Origin of the sequence: Melaminivora sp., from assembly GCF_032059615.1 — a bacterium.
In the GTDB taxonomy this organism is placed as follows: domain Bacteria; phylum Pseudomonadota; class Gammaproteobacteria; order Burkholderiales; family Burkholderiaceae_C; genus Melaminivora.
This window is the reverse complement of the sequence record NZ_DAMCAM010000037.1, coordinates 1-25,125: the sequence shown is the minus strand read 5'-3', so window position 1 is coordinate 25,125 and position 25,125 is coordinate 1. Positions and strand designations below refer to the sequence as shown.

Below are 25,125 nucleotides of genomic sequence, written 5' to 3'. Positions count from 1 at the left end.
CGGCTGAACGGCTGAACGGCTGAACGGCTGAACGGCTGAACGGCTGAACGGCTGAGGGCCTCAGCGCCGGCCCTGCCGGCCCCGCGCCTTCGCGCGCGCCTTGCCGCGCGGTGGCGCTGGCCGGGCAGCGGCGGCGGGTCGCTGCAGCGCCTTGGCCGCGGCCGCGCCGTCCAGCCCCAGGCGTTCGCCGGCGGTGGCCGGCTCCAGGTCTTCAGGGCAGACCTCGTCCTCTTCGCCCATCTGCCACAGCTCCACGGGCTTGATGCCCAGGCCCATCAGGCCCAGCTCCTCGGCCGCGGCGCGGCTCAGGTCGATCACGCGCCCGGGAGCGAAGGGGCCGCGGTCGTTGACGCGCACCGCCACCGTGCGGCCATTGACCAGACTGCGCACGCACAGGCGCGAGCCAAAGGGCAGGCTGCGGTGCGCGGCAGTGAACTCGGCACGGTCGTAGCGCTCGCCGTTGGCGGTGAATCGGCCGTGTAGGCTGTCGGCATACCACGAGGCGATGCCGCTGCCCAGCAGGACGGCCGGCTCGGGCGGCTCGGCCGGCGGCTCGGGCAGGCGCAGCGCCGGCTCGCCGGAGCCTTCGGTGGTCGAGCCCGGCTCGGGCAGGCGCAATGCGGGCTCGGCGGGCCGGCCAGGCACGGGGAGCAGCTCCACGCCGCCGTCCTGCAGGGCCGCCCCGCCGGGGCGCGGCGGACGCAGGGGCCGCAGGGCGGGCGCAGAGTGCGTTGACGCCTGGGGCTCAACGGCCTGCGCCTCGGGCACGGACGGGACGGGGGCGGCGCAGCCAGCCAGCCACACGCCCAGCAACGAGGCAAGCAGGCCGGTCAACGGCGCGTGGAGGCGGCTCAGGGGCATGGGTAGAAGGTGGCCCGGGGGCGTGCGGGCAACTGGCACTGTAGCCGGCCCCGAATCGGGTGGGCGGGGCAGGAGTGCGACCCGGACTCCCCGGCCCTCTCCCGCTGGCGGGAGAGGGCCGGGGAGAGGGAGCGCAAACCCGCACCAGGCAACGGCGGGGCGCTATCGAAAAATACCCGCCCCGGCGCGTTCACCACCCCAGCCGGTCGCACAGCGCCAGCGTGGGGGCGCTCTGGTTCATGGTGTAGAAATGCAGCCCCGGCGCGCCGGCGGCCACAAGCTGCTCGCACAGGCGCGCCACCACGTCCAGGCCGAAGGCGCGGATGCTGGCCACGTCGTCGCCGTAGCCCTGCAGGCGCAGCCGGATCCAGCGCGGGATCTCGGCGCCGCAGGCGTCGGAAAACCGCATCAGCTGCGTGGCGCCCAGGATGGGCATGATGCCCGGCACGACGGGCACGTCCAGGCCCAGGCGGCGCACGTCATCGACGAAACGCGCGTAGGCATCGGCGTTGAAGAAATACTGCGTGATGGCCGAATCCGCCCCGGCGCGCACCTTGGTGGCAAACGCCTGCAGGTCGGCGTCGGCGCTGCGCGCCTGGGGGTGGACTTCGGGGTAGGCGGCCACCTCGATGTGGAAGTCGCGCCCGGTTTCCTCGCGGATGAAGGCCACCAGGTCGCTGGCGTAGTGGAATTCGCCACCCACGCCGTAGCCGCTGGGCAGGTCGCCGCGCAGCGCCACCAGGCGGCGCACGCCCATGGCCTTCAATTCGGCCAGCTGCGCGCGCACGCTCTCGCGCGTGGCGCCGATGCAGGAGAAATGCGACGCCGCATCGACGCCCTCGGCCAGGATCTCGCGCACGGCGGCAAAGGTGCCCTCCTGCGTGGAGCCGCCGGCGCCATAGGTCACCGAGCAGAACTGCGGCGCGCGCGCGTACAGCTGCTGGCGCACGGTGCGCAGCCGGTCCGCGCCCTCGGGGGTCTTGGGCGGAAAGAACTCGAAACTGATCGGAAGGGGCGTGGCCGTGCGGCTCATGGGACGCTCCTGGTGGCGTGGATGAAGAACTCGCGGTTGCCGTCGCCGCCCTCGATGGGGCTGGCGAGCCAGGCCTCGACCCGCAGGCCGGCGGCGGCGCAGGCAGCGCGCAGGCGCTGCTCGACCTCGGCGTACAGGCCGGCATTGCGCACGATGCCGCCCTTGCCGACCTGGCCCGGCTGCAGCTCGAACTGCGGCTTGACCAGCAGCAGCATCCGGCCCCGCTCCTTCAGCAAAGGCACGAGCGCGGGCAGCACCAGAGTGAGAGAGATGAAGGACAGGTCGCCCACGACGAGGTCGAACGCGGGCGTCACATCCACCTGCTCGCGGCCCGCACGGCGTCGGCGCACGGTGGGCAGGCGACCCGCGGCGCGTGCCTGGGCACGGGCCGATCGCTCGGCCTTGAAGGCCTCGATCTCGTGCTCCTTGGCGTCGCCGCTGTCGTCGTAGCCGTCATCGACCAGGCCGCCGTTGCGCATCCAGGCATAGGGCGCCTGGGGCTGGGTGTCGTTGTCCTCGGGCTCGGCGTCGACGCGCTCGGACAGCGCCTCCTCGCAGGCCTCTTCGAGCGCCCCGGGCGTGAGGTGGCGGGCGTTCAGGCCCTCCACCGCGACGACGCGCACGTCGCCCTGCAGGCGCTCATGCAGCTGGCCCTGGCCCACGTCCACGCCGATGACCTGCGCCGCGCCGTGCTGCAGCAGGCAGTCGGTAAAGCCGCCGGTGCTCTGGCCCACGTCCAGGCAGCGCAGGCCGGCCGGGTCGATGCCGGTGGCGGCCAGCGCGCCCTCGAGCTTGAGCCCGCCGCGCGAGAGGTACCTGGCCTCGGCGGCGTCGAGCAGCTGCAGACGGGCACCGGCAGGGATGTCGTCGCCGTTCTTGGCCACGCGCGTCCAGGGCATGGTGTCGGCCAGGCGCCATTGCACGCCGGCGGCGATCAGGCGCTGGGCCTGTGAGCGGGTGGTGGCGTGGCCGCCTTCCACCAGGAATACGTCAGCGCGCATGGCGCAGGGTCCTTTTCATGGGTCGAATCGGCTTTTAGACCTTGCCAGGCAAGGGCGGGGAGCTATTGTTTTTTTGTGAGGGATGGCGGGGTCTGGCGTGCCCTGTCGGGTTGCCAGCGGCGCTGGCCCCCACCCCAGCCCTCCCCCAGAGGGGGAGGGGGCAAGTTACCGGCGCGGCGTCGCTTCCTGCTCCTTCCCCCTCTGGGGGAAGGTAGGGATGGGGGCCGGCGGGTCTCGGCGCACCGCTCAATAACGGTACGTATCCGCCTTGTACGGCCCGCTCTTGTCCACGCCGATATACGCCGCCTGCTCGTCGGTCAGCTCGGTCAGCATGGCGCCCAGCTTGGACAGCTGCAGGCGCGCAACCTTCTCGTCGAGCAGCTTGGGCAGCACATAGACCTTGCCGACTTCATACGCATCCGGGCGCGTGAACAGCTCGATCTGCGCCAGCGTCTGGTTGGCAAACGAGCTGCTCATGACGTAGCTGGGGTGGCCCGTGCCGCAGCCCAGGTTCACCAGGCGGCCCTTGGCCAGCAGGATGATCCTCTTGCCGTCGGGGAAGATGATGTGGTCCACCTGCGGCTTGATCTCTTCCCACGGGTATTGCTCCAGCGACGCGACCTCGATCTCGTTGTCGAAGTGGCCGATGTTGCAGACGATGGCCTGGTCCTTCATGGCGGCCATGTGCTCGTGGCGGATGACGTCCTTGTTGCCCGTGGTGGTCACGAAGATGTCGGCCTTGTCGGCGGCGTACTCCATGGTCACCACGCGGTAGCCTTCCATGGCGGCCTGCAGGGCGTTGATGGGGTCGATCTCGGTCACCCAGACCTGCGCCGACAGCGCGCGCAGCGCCTGGGCCGAACCCTTGCCCACGTCGCCATAGCCGGCGACCACGGCCACCTTGCCGGCGATCATCACGTCGGTGGCGCGCTTGATGCCGTCCACCAGCGACTCGCGGCAGCCGTACAGGTTGTCGAACTTGGATTTGGTGACCGAGTCGTTGACGTTGATGGCGCGAAACAGCAGCGTGCCCTTGGCCGACATCTCGTTGAGGCGGTGCACGCCGGTGGTGGTCTCCTCGGTCACGCCGAGGATCTGGGCGCTCTTGCGGCTGTACCAGGTCGGGTCCTCGGCCAGCTTCTTGCGGATGGAGGCGTACAGGATGCGCTCTTCCTCGCTGCTGCCGTTGCCCGCCACCAGAGACGCATCCTTCTCGGCGCGCTGGCCCAGGTGCATCAGCAGCGTGGCATCGCCGCCGTCGTCCAGGATCATGTTGGGGCCTTCGCCCTCGCTGCCCTTGGGGCCGAAGTCGAAGATGCGGTGCGTGTAGTCCCAGTAGTCTTCGAGCGACTCGCCCTTGATGGCGAACACCGGCGTGCCACCGGCGGCAATGGCGGCGGCGGCGTGGTCCTGCGTCGAGAAGATGTTGCACGAGGCCCAGCGCACCGTGGCGCCGAGGGCCTGCAGCGTCTCGATCAGCACGGCCGTCTGGATGGTCATGTGCAGGCTGCCGGCGATGCGCGCGCCCTTCAGGGGCTGCTGGGCGGCGTATTCCTCGCGAATCGCCATCAGGCCGGGCATCTCGGTCTCGGCGATGCGGATTTCCTTGCGACCCCAGTCGGCAAGGGCGATGTCGGTGATGGCGCAGTCGGCCGGGGCGAGGGAGGTGTTGCGGACGTTCATGGAAAGCTCCAATGCGTGGTGAAACACCACCGGCCGCGCGAGGGAGCTGGAAAGGGGATTCGCTCGCCCATCGCACGCCAGGTGGATGAGCGTCGTTGCACGGACGGGCCTGCCAGAGCGAAGGGCCCGGTCTCCCGAGCCTCACGTCCGCCTGGGCGGGGACGCTGCAACGCTCCTCGGGAAAACGCGCATTATATTCGGCCCGCCCTGCGCAGGGGCAGCGCCAGCGCGAGCGCCACGCCCAGCAGCGCCAGCGAAAAAACCGCCATGCCGGGCCAGCGGCCGTGCTCCCAGAACCAGCCGCCGACCGAGCCGAGCACGCTGGAGCCCACGTAATAGGCCAGCAGGTAGAGCGACGAGGCATGGCCCTTGGCGCCCTGCGCCAGCGCGCCGACCCAGCCGCTGGCCACCGCGTGCGCCACGAAGAAGCCGAAGGTCAGCGCAGCGATCCCGACCATCAGCACGGCCAGCGGCGCGGCGAGCGTGAGCAGGACGCCGGCGGCCATCAGCAGCACGCCGCCCACCAGCACGGGGCCGCGCCCGCGCCGGTCGGCCAGCGCCCCGGCCGCAGGCGAGGCGACGATGCCGAACAGGTAGGCCGAGAAGACCAGCCCGATCTGCGTCTGGCTCAGCCCGTAGGGCGGCAGCGCCAGCCGAAAGCCCACGTAGTTGAACAGCGAGACAAACACCCCCATCAGCAAGAAAGCCAGGGCAAACAGCGGCACCAGAGCGGGCGTGCCCAGGTGCCCGCGCCAGGCCGCCAGGTGAAAGGCCAGCCCCGGCCGGGCCGCGCCGCCCACGGGCGCGGGCGCGGGCGCCGTGCCCACGCGCGGCAGCAGCAACACGAAGCCCACCGCCGCGGCCAGGCCCAGCCCGCCCACGGTGGCCAGCGCCACGCGCCAGCCCCAGGCGTCGGCCAGCATGCTCATGCCGATGCGCCCGGCCATGCCGCCGAAGGCCGTGCCGCCGATGTACAGCCCCATCGCAAAACCCAGGCCGCGCGGGTGGATCTCCTCGGACAGATAGGCCATGGCCACGGCCGGCACGCCGCCCAGCAGCACGCCCTCGAGCGCGCGCGCCGCCAGCAGCGCCCCCCAGGCCGGCGCCAGCGCCGCCAGCAGGTTGCACAGCGCCGCCAGCGCCATCGAGGCGAACATCAGCCGGCGCTTGTCCCGGCCCTGCGACAGGGCGCCGGCGGCGAAGATGGCCACCGCCAGGCTGCCGGTGCTGACCGACAGGGCCAGCGAACTGCCGGCCGGGCTCAGGGCGAAATGCGCCGCCAGCTCGGGCAGCACGGGCTGCACGCAGTACAGCAGCGAGAACGTGGCGAACCCGGCCAGAAACAGCGCCAGGCTGATGCGCCGGTAGGCCGGGGTGCCCGCGTGCACCCAGGTGCGGGCGGCGGGCGGGGAGTCGAGGGCTTGCATGGCCGTGACTGTGACACGGCCCGCGGGAGCGCAGGGCCTGGGGCTGTCCGTAGAATTACGCTCTTGCGCCGCCAGGCGCCCGGCCACGAGCCGCCCCCTTGCCGCGCGCCACGCCCTGCCCCGGGCCGCCGGCGCCGCGCCCACCCTGCCCCTTGAGCCCCACGTGTCCTACGCTTCCGAAACGCGGCGCCGCCGCACCTTTGCCATCATCTCCCACCCCGACGCGGGCAAGACCACGCTGACGGAAAAGCTGCTGCTGTTCTCGGGCGCCATCCAGATCGCCGGCGCCGTGAAGGGCCGCAAGGCCAGCCGCCACGCCACGTCCGACTGGATGGAGATCGAGAAGCAGCGCGGCATCTCGGTGGCCAGCTCGGTCATGCAGATGAGCTACCGGGACCACGTGGTCAACCTGCTGGACACGCCCGGCCACAAGGATTTCTCCGAGGACACCTACCGCGTGCTCACGGCCGTCGATTCGGCGCTGATGGTGATCGACGCGGCCAACGGCGTGGAGACGCAGACGCGCCGCCTGATCGAGGTCTGCCGCCAGAGGGACACCCCCATCATCACCTTCGTCAACAAGATGGACCGCGAGGTGCGCGACCCGCTCGACATCCTGGACGAGGTCGAGCGGGAACTGGGCATGCCCTGCTGCCCCATGACCTGGCCGGTGGGCCAGGGCAGGAGCTTCGGCGGCATCATCGACCTGCGCACGCAGAGCATGACCGTGTTCCAGGCCGGCAGCGACAAGCGTCCGGAGGATTTCGAGACCATCCCCCTGTCCGAGGCCGAGCGGCTGCGCGCGCGCTTCGGCCAGACCTTCGACGACGCGCTGGAGAGCATGGAGCTGGCCGTGGGCGCTTCGGCCCCCTGGGACCATGCGCAGTTCCTGGCGGCCAAGCTCACGCCGGTGTTCTTCGGCTCGGGCGTGAACAACTTCGGCGTCAAGGAGGTGCTGGACGCGGTGGTGGACATGTCGCCCCCGCCCGGCCCGCGCACCAGCACGCTGGCCGTGAACAAGCAGCCCGTCGAGAAGACCGTGCACCCCGAGGACCCGGGCTTTGCCGGCGTGGTCTTCAAGGTGCAGGCCAACATGGACGCGAATCACCGCGACCGCATCGCCTTCGTGCGCGTGGCCTCGGGCAAGTACACGCCCGGCATGAAGATGCGCGTGCAGCGCACGGGCAAGGAGCTGCGCCCCACCAGCGTCGTCACCTTCATGAGCCAGCGCCGCGAGGCGGTGGAAGAAGCCTACGCGGGCGACATCATCGGCTTCACCACGCACGGCGGCGTGCAGCTGGGCGACACCATCACCGATGGCGCGCAGCTGCAGTTCACCGGCCTGCCCTTCTTCGCGCCCGAGATGTTCATGACCGTGGTGCTGAAAAACCCCCTGCGCACCAAACAGCTGCACGAGGGCCTGATGCAGCTGGGCGAGGAGGGCGCCATCCAGGTCTTCAAGCCCGAGGCCGGCGGCAACATGCTGCTGGGCGCCGTGGGCCAGCTGCAGTTCGAGGTGGTGCAGCACCGGCTGAACACCGAATACAACTGCGACGTGCGGCTGGAGGGCTGCCAGTACACCGGCGCGCGCTGGATCACGGCCGACACCCCGCAGGAGCTGCGCGAGTTCGAGAACGCCTACCCGCTGCGCATGGCGCGCGACGCGGCGGACACGCTGGCCTACCTGTGCACGTCGCCATATGACGTGCGGCTGGCGCAGGAGCGGTTTCCGAAGATCCACTTCCATCCGCTGCGCGAGCACGCGGGGCTGGCGCTGCAGGGGGCATGAAGGGCATGAGCAGCAGCACCCTGGCCCCTCTGGACTCCTGGCCGCAGGCCGCGCGCTCGCGCATCACGGGCGTCCTGACCGACATCGACGACACCCTGACCACCGACGGCGCCATCACCGCCGACGCGCTGGCCGCCATGGACGACCTGAAGGCCGCCGGGTTGCACGTCATCGCCATCACCGGGCGGCCGGTGGGCTGGAGCGAGCCGTTCGCGCTTGCCTGGCCCATCGATGCCATCGTGGCCGAGAACGGCGCCGTGGCGCTCAGGCGCAATGCCGCCGGGGGCCTGGACAGGCTCTACCAGCAGGACGCGGCCACGCGCGCGGCCAACTACGCGCGCATGCAGCAGGTGCTGGCGCATATCGAAGCGAGCATTGCCGGGGCGCGGCGCGCCACCGACTCCGCCGGGCGCGAGACCGACATCGCCATCGACCACAGCGAATTCACCCAGCTGTCCGAGGCGCAGATCGACAAGGTGGTGCTGGCCATGCGCCACGAGGGCATGCACGCCACCGTGAGCAGCATCCACGTGAACGGCTGGTATGGCGAGCACAACAAGTTCGAAGGCGCGCGCTGGATCGTGCGCGAGCTGCTCGCGCGCGCGCTCGATGCGGAGCGGGACCACTGGGTCTATGTGGGCGACTCGACCAACGACGCGCTGATGTTCCAGGCCTTTGCCAACAGCGTGGGCGTGGCCAACGTGGCGCGCTTCGTGCCGCACCTGTCGCACCTGCCGCGCTATGTCACGCAGGGCGAACGCGGCGCCGGCTTTGCCGAGGTGGCACGGGCGGTGCTGGCGGCGCGGGCGCAGCCCGAGTTTTCAGTCAAATAGTGCCCCAGCCCGTGCCAACAAAGGGTTTGTAGCTATAAAAAATGAAACGAAAAAGGGCGCCTTTCGGCGCCCTTCGCATCTGGCGTGCTAGCCTCGGGCCTGCGTTCAATGCTGCAGGATTTTGTTCAGGAAGTCCTTGGTGCGCGGCTGGCGCGCCTCGGGGTTGCCGAAGAACTCGTCCCGGGTGCAGTCCTCCAGGATCCTGCCGCCCACGTCCATGAAGATGACGCGGTTGCTGACCTTCCTGGCAAAGCCCATCTCGTGCGTCACGCACATCATGGTCATGCCCTCGTGCGCCAGGCCCATCATGACCTCCAGCACCTCGCCGACCATCTCCGGATCGAGCGCCGAGGTGGGCTCGTCGAACAGCATCACGATGGGGTCCATGGACAGCGCGCGGGCAATCGCCACGCGCTGCTGCTGGCCACCCGAGAGCTGGCCGGGGAACTTGTCCTTGTGCGCCATCAGGCCCACGCGGTCGAGCATCTTGAGGCCGCGCGCGCGGGCGTCGTCCAGGCTGCGGCCCAGCACCTTGACCTGGGCAATCGTCAGGTTCTCGGTCACCGACAGGTGCGGAAACAGCTCGAAGTGCTGGAACACCATGCCCACGCGCGAGCGCAGCTTGGGCAGGTTGGTCCTGGGGTCGTGCACCGCCGTGCCATCGACCCAGATCTCGCCCTTCTGCACCGGCTCCAGCGCGTTGATGGTCTTGATCAGGGTGGACTTGCCGGAGCCGGAAGGGCCGCAGACCACCACCACCTCGCCCTTGGCGATGGCGGTGGAGCAGTCGTTGAGCACCTGAAAGCTCCCATACCACTTGGAGACGTTCTTCAATTCGATCATCTGGCTCATTTCTTCTCTCTCCAGTGTCTTCAGCGGATGATGGCGATCTTCCTGTGCAGGCGCTTGACGGCCCAGGACAGCGCGTAGCAGATCACGAAATAGACCACGGCCGCCGCCAGGTAGGCTTCGATGGGCCGGCCGTAGTTCTTGCCCGCGATCTCGAAGCCCTTGAGCATGTCGTAGGCGCCGATGGCATAGACCAGCGAAGTGTCCTGGAACAGGATGATGGTCTGCGTCAGCAGCACCGGCAGCATGTTGCGAAACGCCTGCGGCAGCACCACCAGCTTCATGTTCTGTGCATAGGTCATGCCCATGGCCTGGCCGGCAAAGACCTGGCCGCGCGGGATGGACTGGATGCCCGCGCGCATGATCTCGGAGAAGTACGCCGCCTCGAACGCCACGAAGGTGATGATGGCCGAGACCTCCGCGCCGATGGGCCGGCCGATCAGCATGGGCACCAGCAGGAAGAACCACAGGATGACCATGACCAGCGGAATGGAGCGCATGCCGTTGACGTAGATGGTCGCGGGCAGGTCCAGCCATTTGCGGCCCGACAGGCGCATGAGCGCCAGCACCGTGCCCAGGGCGATGCCGCCCAGCGTGGCAATCACCGTCAGGATGACGCTGAAATACAGCCCCTTGAGCACGAAGTTGGAGAACAGCTCCCAGGTGAAGAACGACCAGTCGATGTTGAGATTCACCATGGTCAGTGTCCTCCCCCGCCGGCGGCGATCAGCCCGGGCACGCGCGTGCGCTTCTCGATGAAGGCCATGACACGGTTGATGGCGAAGGCCGAGACCACATACAGGCCCGTGACGGCCAGATAGACCTCGACGCCGCGCGCCGTCTCCTCCTGCGCCTGCATGGCAAACATGGTCAGCTCCGCCACCGAGACGGCGAACGCCACCGACGAGTTCTTGAACACGTTCATGGTCTCGCTGGTCAGCGGCGGGATGATGATGCGAAACGCCATCGGCAGCAGCACGTAGCGGTAGTACTGGAAGGTGGTGAAGCCCATGGCCATGCCGGCATAGCGCTGGCCGCGCGGCAGCGCCTGGATGCCCGAGCGCACCTGCTCGGCAATGCGCGCCGAGGTGAAAAAGCCCAGGGCAAAGACCACCAGCACGAAGCCCGGCAGCGACTTCATGGCCGGGAACAGGGCGGGCACGACGTGGTACCACACGAAGATGTGCACCAGCAGCGGAATATTGCGAAACAGCTCGACCCAGGCATTGCCCAGCCGCACCACCCAGGGCCGGCCCTCGAGCGTGCGCAGCGTGCCCACCAGCGAGCCCACGATGAGGGCGATCGCCAGCGACAGCAGCGAAACGGACACCGTCCAGCCCCAGGCCGACAGCATCCAGTCGAGATAGGTCACGTCGCCGCCCTTGCCGAAGCAGCTCGCGCCCACTTCCATGGTGATGGTGTCCTGGCAGAACACCTGCCAATCCCAACTCATAGGAACACCCCTTTGCTTGTCTTGTAATGGAAAACGCCCCTTCCCGAGCTCGCGGCCGAGAAGGGGCGTTGCACCCGTTCAGGCCTTACTTGATTTCGTAGGACTCCATGGGCTTGTCATTGGGGTGTGCCCAGGCTTCCTTGGTGGCCTCCGACAGCGGCAGGCCGACCTTCACGTTGTTGGGCGGGATCGGCTGCATGAACCAGCGGTCGTACAGCTTGGCCAGCGAGCCGTCGGCGATCTGGCGCTTGATGGAGTCGTCCACGGCCTTCTTGAAGGCCGGGTCGTCCTTGCGCAGCATGCACGCGATGGGCTCGACGGAGAGCACTTCGCCCACGATCTTGAAGTCCTGCGGGTTCTTGGACTTGGAGATGTTGGCCGCCAGGATGGAGCCGTCCATGATGAAGGCGTCGGCGCGGCCCGTCTCCAGCATCAGGAAGCTGTCGGCGTGGTCCTTGCCCATGACTTCCTTGAACGTGAGGCCGTCGGCGCGCTTGTTCTTGCGCAGCGTCTGCACCGACGTGGTGCCGGTGGTGGTGACGATGGTCTTGCCGTTCAGGTCCTTGATGCCGCTGATGCCCGACTTGGCGTTCACGGCGATGCGCACCTCCTCCACGTAGGTGGTCACGGCGAAGGCCACTTCCTTCTGGCGCGCCGCGCTGTTGGTGGTGGAGCCGCACTCCAGGTCCACCGTGCCGTTGGTCACGAGCGGGATGCGGTTCTGCGAGGTGACGGGCTGGTACTTGACGTCCAGCTTGGCCAGGCCCAGCTGCTTCTGGATGTCGTCGGCGATGCGCTCGCTCATCTCGGTGTGAAAGCCCACGTACTTGCCGTTGCCCAGGGTGTAGCCCAGGCCCGAGGACTCGCGCACGCCCAGCGTGATCGCGCCCGAGGACTTGATCTTGGCCAGGGTGTCGCCCGCCTGGGCAAAGGTGGTGCCTGCAGCCAGCAGGGTGATGGCGGCAGCCAGCAGTTGTTTTTTCATGGTTATCTCCTTGTGGGTGAAACGGATGAGCGTTGCAAGACGAATGCGCGGCAGCGGCCCGGCGGGGGGCCTCGGCTGCCGTTCAGTCGGGGCGTATTGTGCGCGCGAACCAGGGGGGTGGGACTACGGTGTTTCCACGTGTACCCGCGCCGCGCTCACAGGCTGGGCTGGTCGGCGTGGGCGACGAGATAGTCCCACAGCGCCAGCGCCAGCGTCTTGGCCGGCTCCTTGCGCGCGGGCTTCTCGCGGTAGGCGCGCACCTCCATGACCATCTCCAGCGCTGGCATGCCGGCCGGCACGGCGCTCACCAGGCGGCGCGCGCGCAGCTCCTTCTGCACGGCGCTGTAGGGCAGGAAGGCGACGCCGTGGCCCTCCAGCGCCATGGCCTTCAGGCCCTCGGCCATGTCGGTCTCATAGACGCGGTCCAGATGCACCGGGCTCTCGGCCTGCTTGAGGATCAGCTCGGTCACCCGGCCCAGGTAGGCCCCGGGGGCGTAGCCCAGATAGGGCAGCGGCTCGCCGGCGCGCCCGGGCAGGGCGAACAGCGGCTGGCCGTCCGCGCCCGGCCGGGAATAGGGCGCCAGCGGCTCCTGGCCAAGCGTGACCATCTCGTAGCGCTCGGGGTCGAGCTGGATGGGCTGGGACGCGTGGTAGTAGGCGATCAGCAGGTCGCAGCCGCCCTCGACCAGACGCATGACGGCGTCGTGCACGTTCAGCGCGATCAGCCGGCTCTTGAGCGGGCCGAAGTCCTCGCGCAGGCTGCTGACCCAGGCCGGAAAGAAGGTGAACGCCAGCGTGTGCGGCACGGCGAACTCGATCATGTCGCTGCTGGTGCTGGAGTGCGCGCGCATCACCGCGCGGGTGTTCTGCAGCGCCTGCAGCACCTCCAGCGCCTGCTCATGGAGCGTGGTGCCCGCGGCCGTGAGGCGCGTGGGGTAGGAGCTGCGGTCCACCAGGTCGGTGCCGGCCCAGGCCTCCAGCGCCTGGATGCGGCGCGAAAACGCCGGCTGCGTGACGTGGCGCAGTTGCGCGGAGCGGCTGAAGCTGCGCGTCTCGGCCAGGCTGACGAAGTCTTCGAGCCATTTGGTTTCCATAGTGGGATGCATTATCGGGGCGCGGGCAAACACCGACGCGACAGGGCAAGCCCTGCACCCGCCGCATTTACCCTGCAGAATAAGCCCCCGCGCCCGACCTGGGCGCAGCCCCCGGGGCCGCCGGCGCACGACGCCGGCAGGCCCTGGCCCGCCCTGCTGCCCCATGTCCGACCTCCCGCTCCCGCGCTCCCATGCCCTCCCCCTCCCCTTCCCGGCCGGCCGATGCCGCCCGCGCGGCCGCGCCCACGCGCGCCGCTGACGCCCAGCCCCGCTCCCTGCGCCTGGAGGACTGGCTGACCGTCCTGTCCATGGCGCTGCTGGCGCTGATCACCTTCGCCAACGTGGTCGTGCGCTACTTCACCAATTCCTCCTTCGCCTGGACGGAGGAGCTGTCGATCTTCCTGATGATCGTGCTGTCGCTGGTGGGCGGCGCCTCGGCGGTGGCGCGCGACCAGCACATCCGCATCGAATTCTTCTGCCAGGCCGGCCCAGCCGGGCGGCGCCGGCGCCTGGCGCAGCTGGGGGCGCTGCTGGTGGCGCTGCTGTTCCTGCTGATCGCCGTGCTGAGCGTGCGCGTGGTCTGGGACGATTACCGCTTCGAGGAAACCTCCCCCGGCATCGGCGTGCCGCAGTGGTGGTACTCCATCTGGCTGCCCGTGCTGTCGCTCCTGATCGCCGCGCGCGCCGTGGGCCTGTACCTGCGCCGCACGCGCCAGAGCGACGCGCAGTACCTGGCCGCCGACGCACCCCCGCCGGCCGCGGAGCGCCAGCCATGATCGCCACGCTGCTGTTCGTCGCCTTCCTGGCGCTGATGTTCCTGGGCGTGCCGATCGGCGCGGCCCTGGGCCTGGCGGGGGCCGTGGCCATCGCGCTGGCCAACGCCGAGACCCAGTGGCTGGGCCTCTTGGCCGTGCCGCAGAACTTCTACGCCGGCCTGGGCAAGTACCCGCTGCTGGCCATTCCCATGTTCGTGCTGGTGGGCTCGATCTTCGACCGCTCGGGCGTGGCGCTGCGGCTGGTGAACTTTGCCGTCTCCATCGTCGGGCGCGGTCCCGGCATGTTGCCGCTGGTGGCCATTGCCGTGGCCATGTTCATGGGCGGCATCTCCGGCTCGGGGCCGGCCACGGCCGCCGCCGTGGGCGGGGTGATGATCGCCGCCATGAGCCGCGCCGGCTACCCGGCCGCGTTCTCGGCCAGCGTGGTGGCGGGCGCCGCGGCCACCGACATCCTGATTCCGCCCTCGGTGGCCTTCATCGTCTATTCGGTGCTGGTGCCGGGCGCCTCGGTGCCGGCGCTGTTCGCCGCCGGCCTGTTCCCAGGCGTGCTGGCCGGCCTGGCGCTGATCCTCCCGGCCGTGTGGCTGGCGCGGCGCCACCGGATGGGGCAGCTCGAAGCCTCGCTGGCACGCCCGCCCTTCTGGCGCAGCTTCAAGGAGGCTGCGTGGGGCCTGGCCGCGCCCGTGCTCATCCTGGGCGGCATGCGCCTGGGCTGGTTCACCCCCACCGAGGCGGCGGTGGTCGCCGTGTTCTACGGCCTGTTCGTCGGCATGGTGGTGCACCGCACGATCGGGGTGCGCGACCTGTTCCCCATCCTGCGCGAGGCCGGCGAGCTGTCGGCGGTGATCCTGGTGGTCGTCTCGCTGGCGGGCATCTTCGCGTTCTCGCTGTCCACGCTGGGCGTGATCGACCCGGTCACGCGCGCCATCGTCGAGTCCGGCGTGGGCGAGCGCGGCGTGCTGGCGCTGATCATCGTGCTGCTGCTGATCCTGGGCATGTTCCTGGACGGCATCTCCATCATGCTGATCTTCGTGCCGCTGATGGCGCCCATCATGCTGCACTACCAGTGGGACGTGGTGTGGTTTGGCGTGGTGCTGGTGCTGACGATTGCCATCGGCCAGTTCACCCCGCCCATGGCCGTGAACCTGATGGTGTCGGCGAAGATCGCCCAGGTCCGCATGGAGGCCACCACGCGCTGGGTCCTGTGGCTGGTGCTGGCCATGTGCGTGGCCATGCTGGCCGTGGTGGCCTGGCCGCAGATCGCGCTGTGGTTGCCCCAGCGGCTGGGTTATTGACCCATCCCCCCTCTCCCCCGTGGGGGAGAGGGTTGGGGTGAGGGGGTTGATCCAGGCGCTGCGCACGATGCAGGCCCCCACCCTCACCCCAGCCCTCTCCCGCCCTGCGGGAGAGGGGGTAGAAGCCGGCCCTTCTCCGCCTTCCCCAGAGGGGGAAGGAGCAAGACAATCTTTTTTCACCAACCCAAGGAGACCGACCCCATGAAACTTCGCACCTTCCTCACCGCCACCGCCGCGGCCGCCACGCTGCTCACCCTGGGCCTGCCGGCCGCGCACGCGCAGCAGCCCGCCGGCTACAAGAGCGAATACCGCATGTCGCTGGTACTGGGCACGGCCTTCCCCTGGGGCAAGGGCGGCGAAATTTGGGCCAACAAGGTGCGCGAGAAGACCAATGGCCGCATCAACATCAAGCTCTACCCCGGCGTGTCGCTGATCCAGGGCGACCAGACGCGCGAGTTCTCCGCGCTGCGCCAGGGCGTGATCGACATGGCCATCGGCTCGACGATCAACTGGTCGCCGCAGGTCAAGCAGCTCAACCTGTTCTCGCTGCCCTTCCTGTTCCCCGACTACGCCGCCGTGGACGCGGTGACTCAAGGAGCGGTGGGCCAGCAGATCTTCCAGACGCTGGAGAAAGCCGGCGTGGTGCCGCTGGCCTGGGGCGAGAACGGCTACCGCGAGATCAGCAACTCCAAGCACGCCATCAAGACCCCCGCCGACCTGAAGGGCCTGAAGATCCGCGTGGTCGGCTCGCCGCTGTTCCTGGACACCTTCACCGCCCTGGGCGCCAACCCCACGCAGATGAGCTGGGCCGACGCCCAGCCCGCCATGGCCAGCGGCGCCGTGGACGGCCAGGAGAACCCGGTCTCGGTCTACACCGCCGCCAAGCTGCACACCGTGTCGCAAAAGTACATGACCCTGTGGGGCTACATGAACGACCCGCTGATCTTTGTGGTGAACAAGGACGTCTGGAACAGCTGGACGCCGGCTGACCGCGAGGCCGTGCGCCAGGCCGCCATCGAGGCCGGCAAGGAGGAGATCGCCATCGCCCGCAAGGGCATGATCGAGGCCGACAAGCCGCTGCTGAAAGACCTGGCCGCCAACGGCGTGCAGGTGACCGACCTGTCGGCCGCCGAGCGCGAAGCCTTCGCCAAGGCCACGCGCCCGGTGTTCGACAAGTGGAAGGGCCAGATCGGCGCCAACCTGGTGGACGCGGCCGAGAAGGCGATCGCCGCGCGCAAGCAGTGACCACAGGCTAGCGCAGGCAGCCGCCAGCCGCCCGGGGAAGGGCACTGGCGGCTTTTTCATGGGCGGGCGCAAAGCAAATTTCATAGCTGAAAGTCGTTGCCAGTCAATGGCTAGAGGCCTGTTTGATGCACAACCCGGGCCTCAGCCAACGCAATCGTTCACCCCACCCGAGAGAACCCACTCCCATGCCCCCTGACCAAGCCCCCGCCACCCCGGCGCCCCATCCCGCTCTGGCCGACCTCTCCACGGCGCTGGAGAGCGTGCTCAAGCTGCGCGTGCCGCCCATCGGCATGCAGCTGCTGGAGTCCGCCGAAGCGCTGCAGGCCATCCCGCGCCTGCGCCGGCCGCAAGCCGTGCACACCATGGACCAGATCGTCGCCCAAGCCACGCGGCTGGGCTGGACGGTGGGCATCACCGCCGAAGACCTGGTGGCCGACCAGTGCCGCTTCGTGGTCGGCCTGGGCGAGGACGACCCGGCCTGGCACACCGGCGCGCACATGACCGGCGTGTGGTACGCCACCGTCGAGGACGCCACGCGCCACCAGGCGGCCATGCACCGCGTGCCGCAGGGCCGCTACCGCGCGCTGGTCGCCGCGCCGTTGCACAAGTGGAGCGGCCAGGCGGACCAGCCACTGGGTGAGCCCGACATCGCGCTGTTCTACGCCACGCCCGGGGCCATGATGTATTTCATCAACGGCCTGCAGTGGTCGGGCTACCAGCGCTTCGACTGGAGCGTGGTGGGCGAGTCGTCCTGCGCCGACTCCTGGGGCCGGGCACTCAAGACACGCGAGCCCAGCCTGTCGATTCCGTGCTTTGCCGAGCGCCGCTACGGCGGCGTGCTGGACGACGAGATGCTGATGGCGCTGACCGTGGCCGATATCGCCCGCGCGCTGGATGGCATGCGGGCACTGGCGAAGAACGGGCTGCGCTACCCGTTCCCGCAGTACGGCATTCAGATGGATGCGCGGGCGGGGCTGGGGGTGAGCTACCCCAAAAAGGACTGAGCCGCGCCGGTCTTGCTGGTTTTGCTCCCTCCCCCTCTGGGGGAGGGAGCGAGGGAAGCAAAACAGCGTCGGGTTTGCCCCCTCTCCCGCACGCGGGAAAAGGCCAGGGTGAGGGTGGCTTAAAAAAGATAGCACCTACCCTTTGCCAGATAAGGGCTAAGGCGTGATTTCACCCGCATTTTGTTGCAGTGCCCACATGCTGGCATACCGCCCCCCTGCCGCCAGCAGCTGCGCATGCGTCCCGCGCTCGACGATGCGTCCGCTCTCCATCACCACGATCTCGTGCGCGTCCACCACCGTGGACAGCCGGTGCGCAATGACCAGCGTGGTCTTGCCGCGCGCGACGGCGCGCAGCTCGGCCTGGATGGCGCGCTCGTTGGCCGAGTCGAGCGCGCTGGTGGCCTCGTCGAAGATCAGGATGGGCGGGTCCTTGAGCAGGGTGCGGGCGATGGCCACGCGCTGCTTCTCGCCGCCCGAGAGCTTGAGGCCACGCTCGCCGACCATGGTCTCGTAGCCCTTGGGCTGCGCGGCAATGAAGGCATGGATGTGCGCCGCGCGCGCGGCCTGTTCCACCTCGGCCTGCGTGGCCTCGGGGCGGCCGTAGGCGATGTTGTAGGCCACGGTGTCGTTGAACAGCACGGTGTCCTGCGGCACGATGCCGATGGCCCGGCGCAGCGACTGCTGGGTCAGGGCGCGGATGTCCTGCCCGTCGAGGGTGATCCTGCCGCCCTGCACGTCGTAGAAGCGGTACAGCAGGCGGCTCAGCGTGCTCTTGCCCGCGCCCGAGGGGCCGACCACGGCCACCGTTTTGCCGGCCGGGATCTCCAGGCTCACGCCCTGCAGGATGGGCCGGTCGGGCTCGTAGGCGAAGTGCACGTCCTCGAAGCGCACGGCGGGCGCCCGGGCACAGTCCAGGGGCCGGGCGCCGGGGGTGTCGGCCACCTCCTGCTCGCGGTCCATCAGCGTGAACATCTTGTCCAGATCGGTCAGGTTCTGCTTGATCTCGCGGTACACCACGCCCAGGAAGTTCAGCGGGATGTAGATCTGGATCATGAAGGCGTTGACCATGACCAGGTCGCCCAGCGTCATGCGCCCGGCGGCCACGCCCTCGGTGGCGCGCCACAGGATGGCCACCAGCGCCGTGGCGATGATGAGCTGCTGGCCGCCGTTGAGCAGCGACAGCGTGCTGCGGCTCTTGAGCTGGGCGCGGCGCAGGTGCTCCAGGCTTTCGTCGTAGCGGCGCGCCTCGAACGCCTCGTTGTTGAAGTATTTGACGGTCTCGTAGTTCAGCAGCGAATCGACCGCCTTGGTGTGCGCGGCCGAGTCGAACTGGTTGGCCTGGCGGCGAAACTGGATGCGCCACTCGGTCACCCAGACCGTCCAGGCGATGTAGAGCAGCAGCGCCGCCAGCGTGATGACGGCGAACCAGGCGTCGAAGCGGCTGGCCAGGATGGTCAGCACCAGCGCCACCTCGACCAGCGTGGCCGCGATGTTGAACAGCGCGAACGACACCAGCGACTCGATGCCGCGCACGCCGCGCTCGATGTCGCGCGTCATGCCGCCGGTCTGGCGCTCCAGGTGAAAGCGCAGGGACAGGCCGTGCAGGTGCTCGAAGGTGCGCAGCGCAATCGCCCGCGCCGCGCCGTGCGTGGCGCGGGCGAACACCAGCTCGCGCAGCTCGTTGAACAGCGAGTTGCCAAAGCGCAGCAGCCCGTAAGCCACCAGCAGCCCCACCGGCACGACCAGCAGCGCCGCCGCGCTGCCGGGCGTGGGCGTCATGGTGTCGATGAGCCGCTTGAGCAGCAGCGGCACACCCACGTTGGACAGCTTGGCCGCCACCATGAAGACGATGGCCGCGGCCACGCGCCCCTTGTACTGCCACAGGTAGGGCAGCAGCCGCGCCAGCGTGGCCCAGTCGGAGCGGTTGGCGGGGGTGTTGGCGGGGACAGGCGAAGCGGGAGGCGGGCCGGAACGGCGCATGGCGAAGATGGAAGGGAGGGGCGGTGGGCGTGCGCAATGGACGAAAGGAGGCGCCGCCCAATTGTGACCGCCCCGACCCAAGGCCGCACGCCAGCGCGGCTGGCACCCATGCCCGACAATGCGCGCGGCCGCCCGCAAGGACGGCCGGCACTGCCTTCATCCCCCCAGCTACTCCTCCCAGCCCTCACCCATGTCCGCCCCCGAACACCTGCACCCCCAACTGCCCAGCGACAAGGAGCTGGTGCTCAAGGTCATCCCCATGCCCGCCGACACCAACGGCAACGGCGACATCTTCGGCGGCTGGGTCATGGCACAGGTGGACCTGGCGGGCTCGGTGCTGCCGGCGCGGCACATCCAGGGGCGCATGGCCACGGTGGCCGTCAACGAGTTCATCTTCAAGCAGCCCGTGCGCGTGGGCGACCTGCTGTCGTTCTTTGCCGAGGTCACGCGTGTGGGGCGCACCTCCATCACCGTGGAGGTGGAGGTCTATGCCGAGCGCGTGCGCGCGCAGGGCCAGTACGTCAAGGTGACCGAGGCGCGACTGACCTACGTGGCGCTGGACGAGGGCGGCCGGCCGCGCCCCATCCGCCCGGACCACCTCACGGCCTGAACGGGCCGCGGCCGGCCGCCGCTGTCATGCAGGCACCGGCTCGGCCGTGGTGGCGGGCCTGCGCACCGGAGATTCTGCTGCCGGCGCCGGGGCCGCGTCTTCGCCGCGCGCGCCGCCGGTGGAGATCTCGCCCGTGAGCTGCCCGCCCTCCTCGATCACCACCTTGCCGTAGCGGATCTTGCCGCTGACCCGGCCCGAGCCGAAGATGACGAGCTTCTCGCGCACGGTGAGCTGGCCGTCGAACCGGCCGTGGATCTCGGCGATGTCGATCTCGGCGCAGCCCTTGAAGGCGCCCTGCTCGGCGATGTGGATGACGCGCGAGTCCATGGTGGCCTCCACCGTGCCCTCCACCACCAGGGTGTCGCAGTCGGTGATCTCCACACCCTTGAGCTTGATGTTGGGGCCGACGGTCAGCTTGCTGCCGCCTCCCTGGCCGGCAGGGGCCGTCGCGTCCGCCGCGGAGGCGGGCGCCTCGGCAGCCGCCACCTGCGGCTCGGTGCGCACCGAGCCGACACTGCTGCCGGCGCCCAGGCTGGAAGCGCCAGGCATCTGCCGGCCCGCCAGGCCTTCGCCCGGGCGGTTCAGGGGATTCGCGGGGCTGGAGCCCGGGGTGAGGTTGCTGCTGCTGTCGCGTCTGCCGAAGAAGGGGTTTTGCACGGCCATGGGTACTCCTGAAAAAGACGGCCGATGTTAGGCGCCGTCCTACATGCAGGGTTTAAGCACGACGCAAGCAAGGTAACCAAACCGCTCAACGGTTGCATGCGCTTGCGGGCGTTGCAGCGGCATACAGGCGCGCCTGCCTGGGCCTACGAGACGATGTAGGCCGCAGCACCGGTCGCCAGCAATTCGCCCTGTGCGCTGAGGAACTCAATGCGCGTGTTGGCCACGCGCGAACCGAGGCGCAACACCTGGGCGCGCAGCAGGAAGTGGCTGCCGATGCCGGCGCGCAGGTAGTCGATGCGCAGGTCGATGGTGCCCAGGCGCGAAAAGCGCTGCAGCCGCGCGGGCGGGGCCTCGTCCATGTGCCTGGCGCCGATGGCCGCCATGACGGCCAGGCCGCCCATGGCGTCCAGCGCCGCGCTGATGACGCCGCCGTGCAGGCGGTTGTAGGCGAAGTGGCCGACCAGCTCGGGCCGCATGTCGATGCGCGCGGCCACCTGCGCCGGCGCCAGTTCGGTGATGCGCAGGCCCAGCACCTGGTTGAAGGGGATGCGCTGCTCGAAGAGGTCCTTGAGGCCGGCGATGAATTCGGGCTCGAAGGCGGTGGGGGCGGGGGTCATGGAGCGATTCCTGCGTCGCCATGCGAGAGGTCGCCGGCCGTGGTCGGAGGGTAGTGGCCTGGCTCCCTCCCCCGCTGGGGGAGGGCCGGGGTGGGGGCCAGGGCCGCCAATCCTGCGAGAGGCCGCGTCAGAACCAGCCGCCCCCATCCCCGCCTTCCCCCAGAGGGGGAAGGAGTAGCAGCCGCAAGGCTCAGCACCGGCTGAAATCCGGGTGCCGCTTCTGCATGAACGCGCTGAAGGCCTCGCGCGCCGCGGGGCCGGCCATCAGGCGGGCGAAGCTTGCGCCCTCCTCGCGCATGCGCTCGCGCACGGCGGCGGCCTGGCCGGCCTTCATCAGGCGCTTGGTCTCAATGAGCGCCGAGAGCGGCTTGGCGGCGAGCTTCTTCGCCTGCGCCTGCGCCAGCAGGTTGCATTCGGCCGGGGGCACGACGCGGTTGACCAGGCCGACCTCCAGCGCCGCCTCGGCCAGGAAGGGCTCGCCCAGCAAGAGCGCCTCGGCCGCGCGGTGGTAGCCCAGCATCTGCGGCAGCAGCAGGCTGGATGCCGCCTCGGGGCACAGGCCCAGGTTGACGAAGGGCAGCGAGAACGCCGCGTTGTCGCCCGCGTAGACCAGGTCGCAGTGCAGCAGCAGCGTGGTGCCTATGCCCACGGCCGGGCCGCATACGGCGGCGATCAGGGGCTTGGGGAACGCTGCCAGCGCATGCAGGAAGCGCCAGACCGGCCGCTCGCCCGCGTCCGCCTGCGGCGCGCCCTGGGCCGACTGCTGTAGGAAGTCGGCGATGTCGTTGCCGGCGCTGAAGATGGCCATGTCGCCCTGGAAGACCACGCAGCGCACGGCCGCCTCGGCTTCAGCCGCGGTCAGCGCGTCGGCCATGGCCGCATACATGGCCTCGGTGATGGAGTTCTTCTTGTCCACCCGGTTGAAGGTGATGGTGGCGACGCCGTCCTCGGTGTGCACCAGGATGTCCTGGGTGGCGGGTGCGGTGCTCGGGCTGCTGCTCATGGTGCGGTTCACTCCTTGTAATAAACGATCTGCTGCGTGGTGGCCAGCAACGTGCCGGCCTCGTTCCACAGCTGCGCGGTCTGGTCGAAAAAGCCGTTGCGGAACTCCTGCGCGCGCGCCTGGCCCAGCAGGTAGCCGCTGCCGGTCTGCGCCAGCAGGTCGCCCCCGGCATGGAAGTACACCGTCATCGAGACGGTGCCCGCCGGCACGTGGTGCGCGCGGCGGCGCCAGATGCGCGGGAAGAAGACATCGGCCAGGGCCGCCAGGGCGGGAAAGTCCAGCGGCCGCTCGGGCGCATCGCGCATCCACAGCTGCGACAGGCTGTCGTGCTCGCTGCCGTCCCACTGCGCGGGCAGCATGCCGCGCACCGGGCGCATTTCGTAGCGCTTGAGCCATTCCACGGGAAAGACGGGGTCGATGCGCGGGCAGTCGGCGGGCGCGGGCACGCCCTCGGGCACGGGCGTGTCGGCGGCGCTCCAGGTGGTGCGGCGCTGGGCCATGAGGACGGTGGCGGTGGTGGTCACCCGGGGCTCGCCGCCTTCTTCTTCTGCCTGCAGCACGGTCACCGTCCAGTGCTGGGTGGAGCGGTTGGTGCGCACGGGCACGGCCTGCACGGTGAACGGCCCCCGGGCCACGGCGGCAGCGAAGTTCACCGTCAGCGCCACGGGCTCGCCCTGGGCCTCGGGGTGGCGCAGCACGGCGGCGAGCAGGACGGCGGCGGTGAGGCCGCCGTAGGGGCCCACCATGTTCCAGTAGGCGTCAGTGGTCTGGCCGGTGTAGTGGCCCGGGGCGGTGCTGGCCAGGGCCAGCGCCTCGTCCAGGGGATGGGCAGGGTGCGGGTGGGTGGTGCTCATGGGGTGGGCAGTGTGCCTGCAGGGCCGTCAGGCCGCCGTCGTGCGCGCGACGGGGGGCGGGGAGGATGGGGCGATGGCCGGCGCGTCGCACCACTGCTGCAGCTGCCGCGCGGCGCGCGGCCAGAGCGTGTCGCGAAAGCCCTCGCGGAAGAAGCCGAAATGCCCGATGCGCCGCGCGCCCACATCCTGCGGGGCGAGGTGCTCGAGCTGCCGGGGCGCGTGGGTGTAGAGCGCCAGCAGCGCCTCGGTGCCGGCCAGCGTCATCATCTCGTCGTCCTGCATGCTCCAGGCGTGGATAGGAAAGCGCACCTCGCCATAGGCCTGGCGCGCGGCCTCACCCTCGGCGCCGACGCTGTAGCGCGGGTGCAGGCACCAGCGGCGCCACTGGCGCGCCACGCCCGCGGGCAGGTCGCCCACGGCGCGCAGCCTGCGGCCGGGAAAGTAGCCGCACAGGCGCACCGACACGGGCACCAGCACGTGCCAGAAGAAGGGCATCAGCCGGCGCAGGCGCGGCGCGTTCTGGCGCCAGTAGCCGCTGCCGGCGGCCACGCTCAGCAGGCCGGCGACGCGGTGCTTTTGCTCCAGCAGCCCGGGCAGCTGCGCACCCAGGCTGTGGCCCACCAGCAGCACCGGCCGGCCCGGCAGCGCCTCGGCCGCGTGGGCGATCACGGCGTCGTAGTCGCGCGCCCAGTCGTGCAGATTGGCTTGCACGGCGCGCATGGGGCCGTGCAGGGATGCCCCCTGGCCCCGGTAGTCGAAAGTGCTGACGGCCCAGCCCTGCCCGGCCAGCCACTGCGCGAACGGGGCGTAGAAGGTCTGCGGCACGCCAAAGGCCGCCCCGATGACCACGCTGCCCCGGGGCGGCGTGCCGGCCGGGGGCAGGTAGCGGCGCACGGCCAGCGGGTGGGCCGCGCCGGGCACGGGCAGGGCGTGCTGCTGCATGGGGTCTCCTTTGTGGACACTACTCTTCTGGTAGCTAGTCGCCCTTGTCTGGCTTGGATTTTGCCCCTTCCCCCTCTGGGGGAAGGTGGGGATGGGGGCGGCTAGTTCTGGCTTACGGTGTCACGAGGCCACCGTCGCTGGCCCCCACCCCAGCCCTCCCCCAAAGGGGGAGGGAGTGGGATCAGACGCGCTCGAAGATGCCTGCTGCGCCCTGCCCCATGCCCACGCACATGGTCACCATGCCGTACTTGAGCTGCTTGCGGCGCAGCGCGTGCACCACCGTGGCCGAGCGGATGGCGCCCGTGGCGCCCAGCGGGTGGCCCAGGGCGATGGCGCCGCCCATGGGGTTAACCTTGGCCGGGTCCAGCCCCAGCGTGTTGACCACCGCCAGCGACTGCGCGGCAAAGGCCTCGTTCAGCTCGAACCAGTCGATGTCGTCTTGCTTCAGGCCGGCGTAGCGCAGCGCCGCGGGAATCGCCTCGATGGGCCCAATGCCCATGATGGACGGCGGCACACCCCGGCTGGCGTAGCTGACGAAGCGCGCCAGCGGGGTCAGGCCAAAGCGCTTGACGGCCGCTTCGCTCGCCAGGATCAGCGCGCCCGCGCCGTCGCTGGTCTGCGAGCTGTTGCCCGCCGTGACCGAGCCGCGCGCGGCAAACACCGTGCGCAGCTTGGCCAGGCCCTCCAGGCTGGTGTCGGGGCGCGGGCCTTCGTCCAGATCGACCGTGCGCGTCTTCTGCACGAGTTCGCCGGTCTCCAGGTTCACGCCGCGGTCGGTCACCTCGATGGGCGTGATCTCGTCCTTGAACTCGCCCGCCTGCTGGGCAGCAATGGCGCGGCGGTGCGACTCCAGCGCAAAGGCGTCCTGCGCCTCGCGCGAGACCTTCCACTGCTGGGCCACCTTTTCCGCGGTGAGGCCCATGCCGTAGGCGATGCCCACATCACCGTCGCGCTCGAAGATGGAAGGCGACAGGCTGGGCGTATTGCCCATCATGGGCACCATGCTCATGCTCTCCACGCCGGCGGCGATCATGACGTCGGCCTCGCCCACGCGGATGCGGTCGGCCGCCATCGCCACGGCCGACAGGCCCGAGGCGCAGAAGCGGTTGACGGTGATGCCGCCCACGC

24 protein-coding genes and 1 riboswitch are annotated in these 25,125 nt (G+C 69.8%); of the genes, 7 read left to right on the top strand and 17 right to left on the bottom strand.

The features are described from left to right. Nucleotides 1-60: 60 nt before the first annotated feature. The 5 genes from RT051_RS09610 to RT051_RS09590 all read right to left on the bottom strand — a co-directional run bounded on the left by RT051_RS09610 (nucleotide 61) and on the right by RT051_RS09590 (nucleotide 6,005). Complete coding sequence (locus RT051_RS09610) at nucleotides 61-861, bottom strand: septal ring lytic transglycosylase RlpA family protein (RefSeq protein ID WP_313075708.1); 801 nt, start codon at nucleotides 859-861, stop codon at nucleotides 61-63. A gap of 190 nt (nucleotides 862-1,051) precedes the next feature. Next, nucleotides 1,052-1,894: a methylenetetrahydrofolate reductase [NAD(P)H] gene (gene metF, locus RT051_RS09605; protein WP_313075705.1), complete on the bottom strand. Its 843-nt coding sequence runs from the start codon at nucleotides 1,892-1,894 to the stop codon at nucleotides 1,052-1,054. Then, the gene (locus RT051_RS09600; protein ID WP_313075702.1) at nucleotides 1,891-2,895 is read right to left on the bottom strand and encodes a TlyA family RNA methyltransferase; all 1,005 of its coding nucleotides are present in this window, start codon (nucleotides 2,893-2,895) and stop codon (nucleotides 1,891-1,893) included. Before RT051_RS09600 ends, metF begins: the two co-directional genes overlap by 4 nt. A 246-nt stretch (nucleotides 2,896-3,141) precedes the next feature. Continuing rightward, nucleotides 3,142-4,578, bottom strand: a complete 1,437-nt coding sequence (ahcY, locus tag RT051_RS09595; protein WP_313075699.1) for an adenosylhomocysteinase — start codon at nucleotides 4,576-4,578, stop codon at nucleotides 3,142-3,144. A gap of 80 nt (nucleotides 4,579-4,658) precedes the next feature. Beyond that, nucleotides 4,659-4,762: riboswitch (S-adenosyl-L-homocysteine riboswitch) on the bottom strand. 7 nt (nucleotides 4,763-4,769) lie between these two features. Continuing rightward, the gene (locus RT051_RS09590) at nucleotides 4,770-6,005 is read right to left on the bottom strand and encodes an MFS transporter (RefSeq protein WP_313075696.1); all 1,236 of its coding nucleotides are present in this window, start codon (nucleotides 6,003-6,005) and stop codon (nucleotides 4,770-4,772) included. A gap of 163 nt (nucleotides 6,006-6,168) precedes the next feature. Here RT051_RS09590 and RT051_RS09585 point away from each other — a divergent pair, with 163 nt between their 5' ends. Further along, entirely contained in the window at nucleotides 6,169-7,794 is a 1,626-nt protein-coding gene (locus tag RT051_RS09585) for a peptide chain release factor 3 (protein ID WP_313075693.1), read from the top strand. A gap of 5 nt (nucleotides 7,795-7,799) precedes the next feature. Then, nucleotides 7,800-8,627: an HAD-IIB family hydrolase gene (locus RT051_RS09580; protein WP_313075689.1), complete on the top strand. Its 828-nt coding sequence runs from the start codon at nucleotides 7,800-7,802 to the stop codon at nucleotides 8,625-8,627. Nucleotides 8,628-8,732: 105 nt separating this feature from the next. On the opposite strand, the gene RT051_RS09575 is transcribed toward RT051_RS09580, so the two are convergent. The 5 genes from RT051_RS09575 to RT051_RS09555 form a co-directional block, all read right to left on the bottom strand. After that, nucleotides 8,733-9,470, bottom strand: a complete 738-nt coding sequence (locus RT051_RS09575) for an amino acid ABC transporter ATP-binding protein (RefSeq protein ID WP_313075731.1) — start codon at nucleotides 9,468-9,470, stop codon at nucleotides 8,733-8,735. 29 nt (nucleotides 9,471-9,499) lie between these two features. After that, a complete protein-coding gene (locus RT051_RS09570; protein WP_313075728.1) occupies nucleotides 9,500-10,171 on the bottom strand; it encodes an amino acid ABC transporter permease in 672 nt (223 codons plus the stop codon). 5 nt (nucleotides 10,172-10,176) lie between these two features. After that, complete coding sequence (locus RT051_RS09565) at nucleotides 10,177-10,929, bottom strand: amino acid ABC transporter permease (protein WP_313075686.1); 753 nt, start codon at nucleotides 10,927-10,929, stop codon at nucleotides 10,177-10,179. Nucleotides 10,930-11,014: 85 nt separating this feature from the next. Then, complete coding sequence (locus RT051_RS09560; protein ID WP_313075683.1) at nucleotides 11,015-11,914, bottom strand: amino acid ABC transporter substrate-binding protein; 900 nt, start codon at nucleotides 11,912-11,914, stop codon at nucleotides 11,015-11,017. 155 nt (nucleotides 11,915-12,069) lie between these two features. Continuing rightward, nucleotides 12,070-13,008 (bottom strand): LysR substrate-binding domain-containing protein, encoded by a 939-nt coding sequence (locus RT051_RS09555; RefSeq protein WP_313075681.1) that lies wholly within the window; start codon nucleotides 13,006-13,008, stop codon nucleotides 12,070-12,072. A 191-nt stretch (nucleotides 13,009-13,199) separates the two neighbouring features. Between RT051_RS09555 and RT051_RS09550 the strand changes: the two genes are divergently transcribed. The 4 genes from RT051_RS09550 to RT051_RS09535 all read left to right on the top strand — a co-directional run bounded on the left by RT051_RS09550 (nucleotide 13,200) and on the right by RT051_RS09535 (nucleotide 17,328). Further along, nucleotides 13,200-13,784, top strand: coding sequence for a TRAP transporter small permease (locus RT051_RS09550; RefSeq protein WP_313075678.1), 585 nt, complete (start codon nucleotides 13,200-13,202; stop codon nucleotides 13,782-13,784). Then, on the top strand, nucleotides 13,781-15,079 hold the full coding sequence (locus tag RT051_RS09545) for a TRAP transporter large permease (protein ID WP_313075674.1): 1,299 nt from the start codon (nucleotides 13,781-13,783) through the stop codon (nucleotides 15,077-15,079). The genes RT051_RS09550 and RT051_RS09545 overlap by 4 nt, the downstream gene beginning before the upstream one ends. Nucleotides 15,080-15,280: 201 nt before the next feature. Next, the gene (locus RT051_RS09540) at nucleotides 15,281-16,324 is read left to right on the top strand and encodes a DctP family TRAP transporter solute-binding subunit (protein WP_313075671.1); all 1,044 of its coding nucleotides are present in this window, start codon (nucleotides 15,281-15,283) and stop codon (nucleotides 16,322-16,324) included. 185 nt (nucleotides 16,325-16,509) lie between these two features. Then, nucleotides 16,510-17,328 carry a DUF169 domain-containing protein gene (locus RT051_RS09535; RefSeq protein ID WP_313075668.1) on the top strand — a complete coding sequence of 273 codons (819 nt, stop codon included), beginning with the start codon at nucleotides 16,510-16,512 and terminating at the stop codon, nucleotides 17,326-17,328. A gap of 156 nt (nucleotides 17,329-17,484) precedes the next feature. On the opposite strand, the gene RT051_RS09530 is transcribed toward RT051_RS09535, so the two are convergent. Then, a complete protein-coding gene (locus RT051_RS09530; RefSeq protein WP_313075665.1) occupies nucleotides 17,485-19,308 on the bottom strand; it encodes an ABC transporter ATP-binding protein/permease in 1,824 nt (607 codons plus the stop codon). Nucleotides 19,309-19,498: 190 nt separating this feature from the next. Between RT051_RS09530 and RT051_RS09525 the strand changes: the two genes are divergently transcribed. After that, nucleotides 19,499-19,918 (top strand): acyl-CoA thioesterase, encoded by a 420-nt coding sequence (locus tag RT051_RS09525; protein WP_313075662.1) that lies wholly within the window; start codon nucleotides 19,499-19,501, stop codon nucleotides 19,916-19,918. Between the two features lie 24 nt (nucleotides 19,919-19,942). Here RT051_RS09525 and RT051_RS09520 read toward each other — a convergent pair whose 3' ends face one another. The 6 genes from RT051_RS09520 to RT051_RS09495 all read right to left on the bottom strand — a co-directional run. Continuing rightward, nucleotides 19,943-20,581: a polymer-forming cytoskeletal protein gene (locus RT051_RS09520; protein WP_313075658.1), complete on the bottom strand. Its 639-nt coding sequence runs from the start codon at nucleotides 20,579-20,581 to the stop codon at nucleotides 19,943-19,945. Between the two features lie 143 nt (nucleotides 20,582-20,724). After that, nucleotides 20,725-21,198 (bottom strand): thioesterase family protein, encoded by a 474-nt coding sequence (locus RT051_RS09515; RefSeq protein WP_313075655.1) that lies wholly within the window; start codon nucleotides 21,196-21,198, stop codon nucleotides 20,725-20,727. Nucleotides 21,199-21,388: 190 nt separating this feature from the next. Then, on the bottom strand, nucleotides 21,389-22,201 hold the full coding sequence (locus RT051_RS09510) for an enoyl-CoA hydratase (protein WP_313075652.1): 813 nt from the start codon (nucleotides 22,199-22,201) through the stop codon (nucleotides 21,389-21,391). Between the two features lie 8 nt (nucleotides 22,202-22,209). Continuing rightward, entirely contained in the window at nucleotides 22,210-23,055 is an 846-nt protein-coding gene (locus tag RT051_RS09505) for a thioesterase family protein (RefSeq protein WP_313075649.1), read from the bottom strand. A gap of 27 nt (nucleotides 23,056-23,082) precedes the next feature. Further along, the gene (locus RT051_RS09500; protein WP_313075646.1) at nucleotides 23,083-23,997 is read right to left on the bottom strand and encodes an alpha/beta fold hydrolase; all 915 of its coding nucleotides are present in this window, start codon (nucleotides 23,995-23,997) and stop codon (nucleotides 23,083-23,085) included. A gap of 181 nt (nucleotides 23,998-24,178) precedes the next feature. Next, nucleotides 24,179-25,125: acetyl-CoA C-acyltransferase (locus RT051_RS09495; RefSeq protein WP_313075644.1), on the bottom strand; the 947-nt coding region annotated here is incomplete at its 5' end.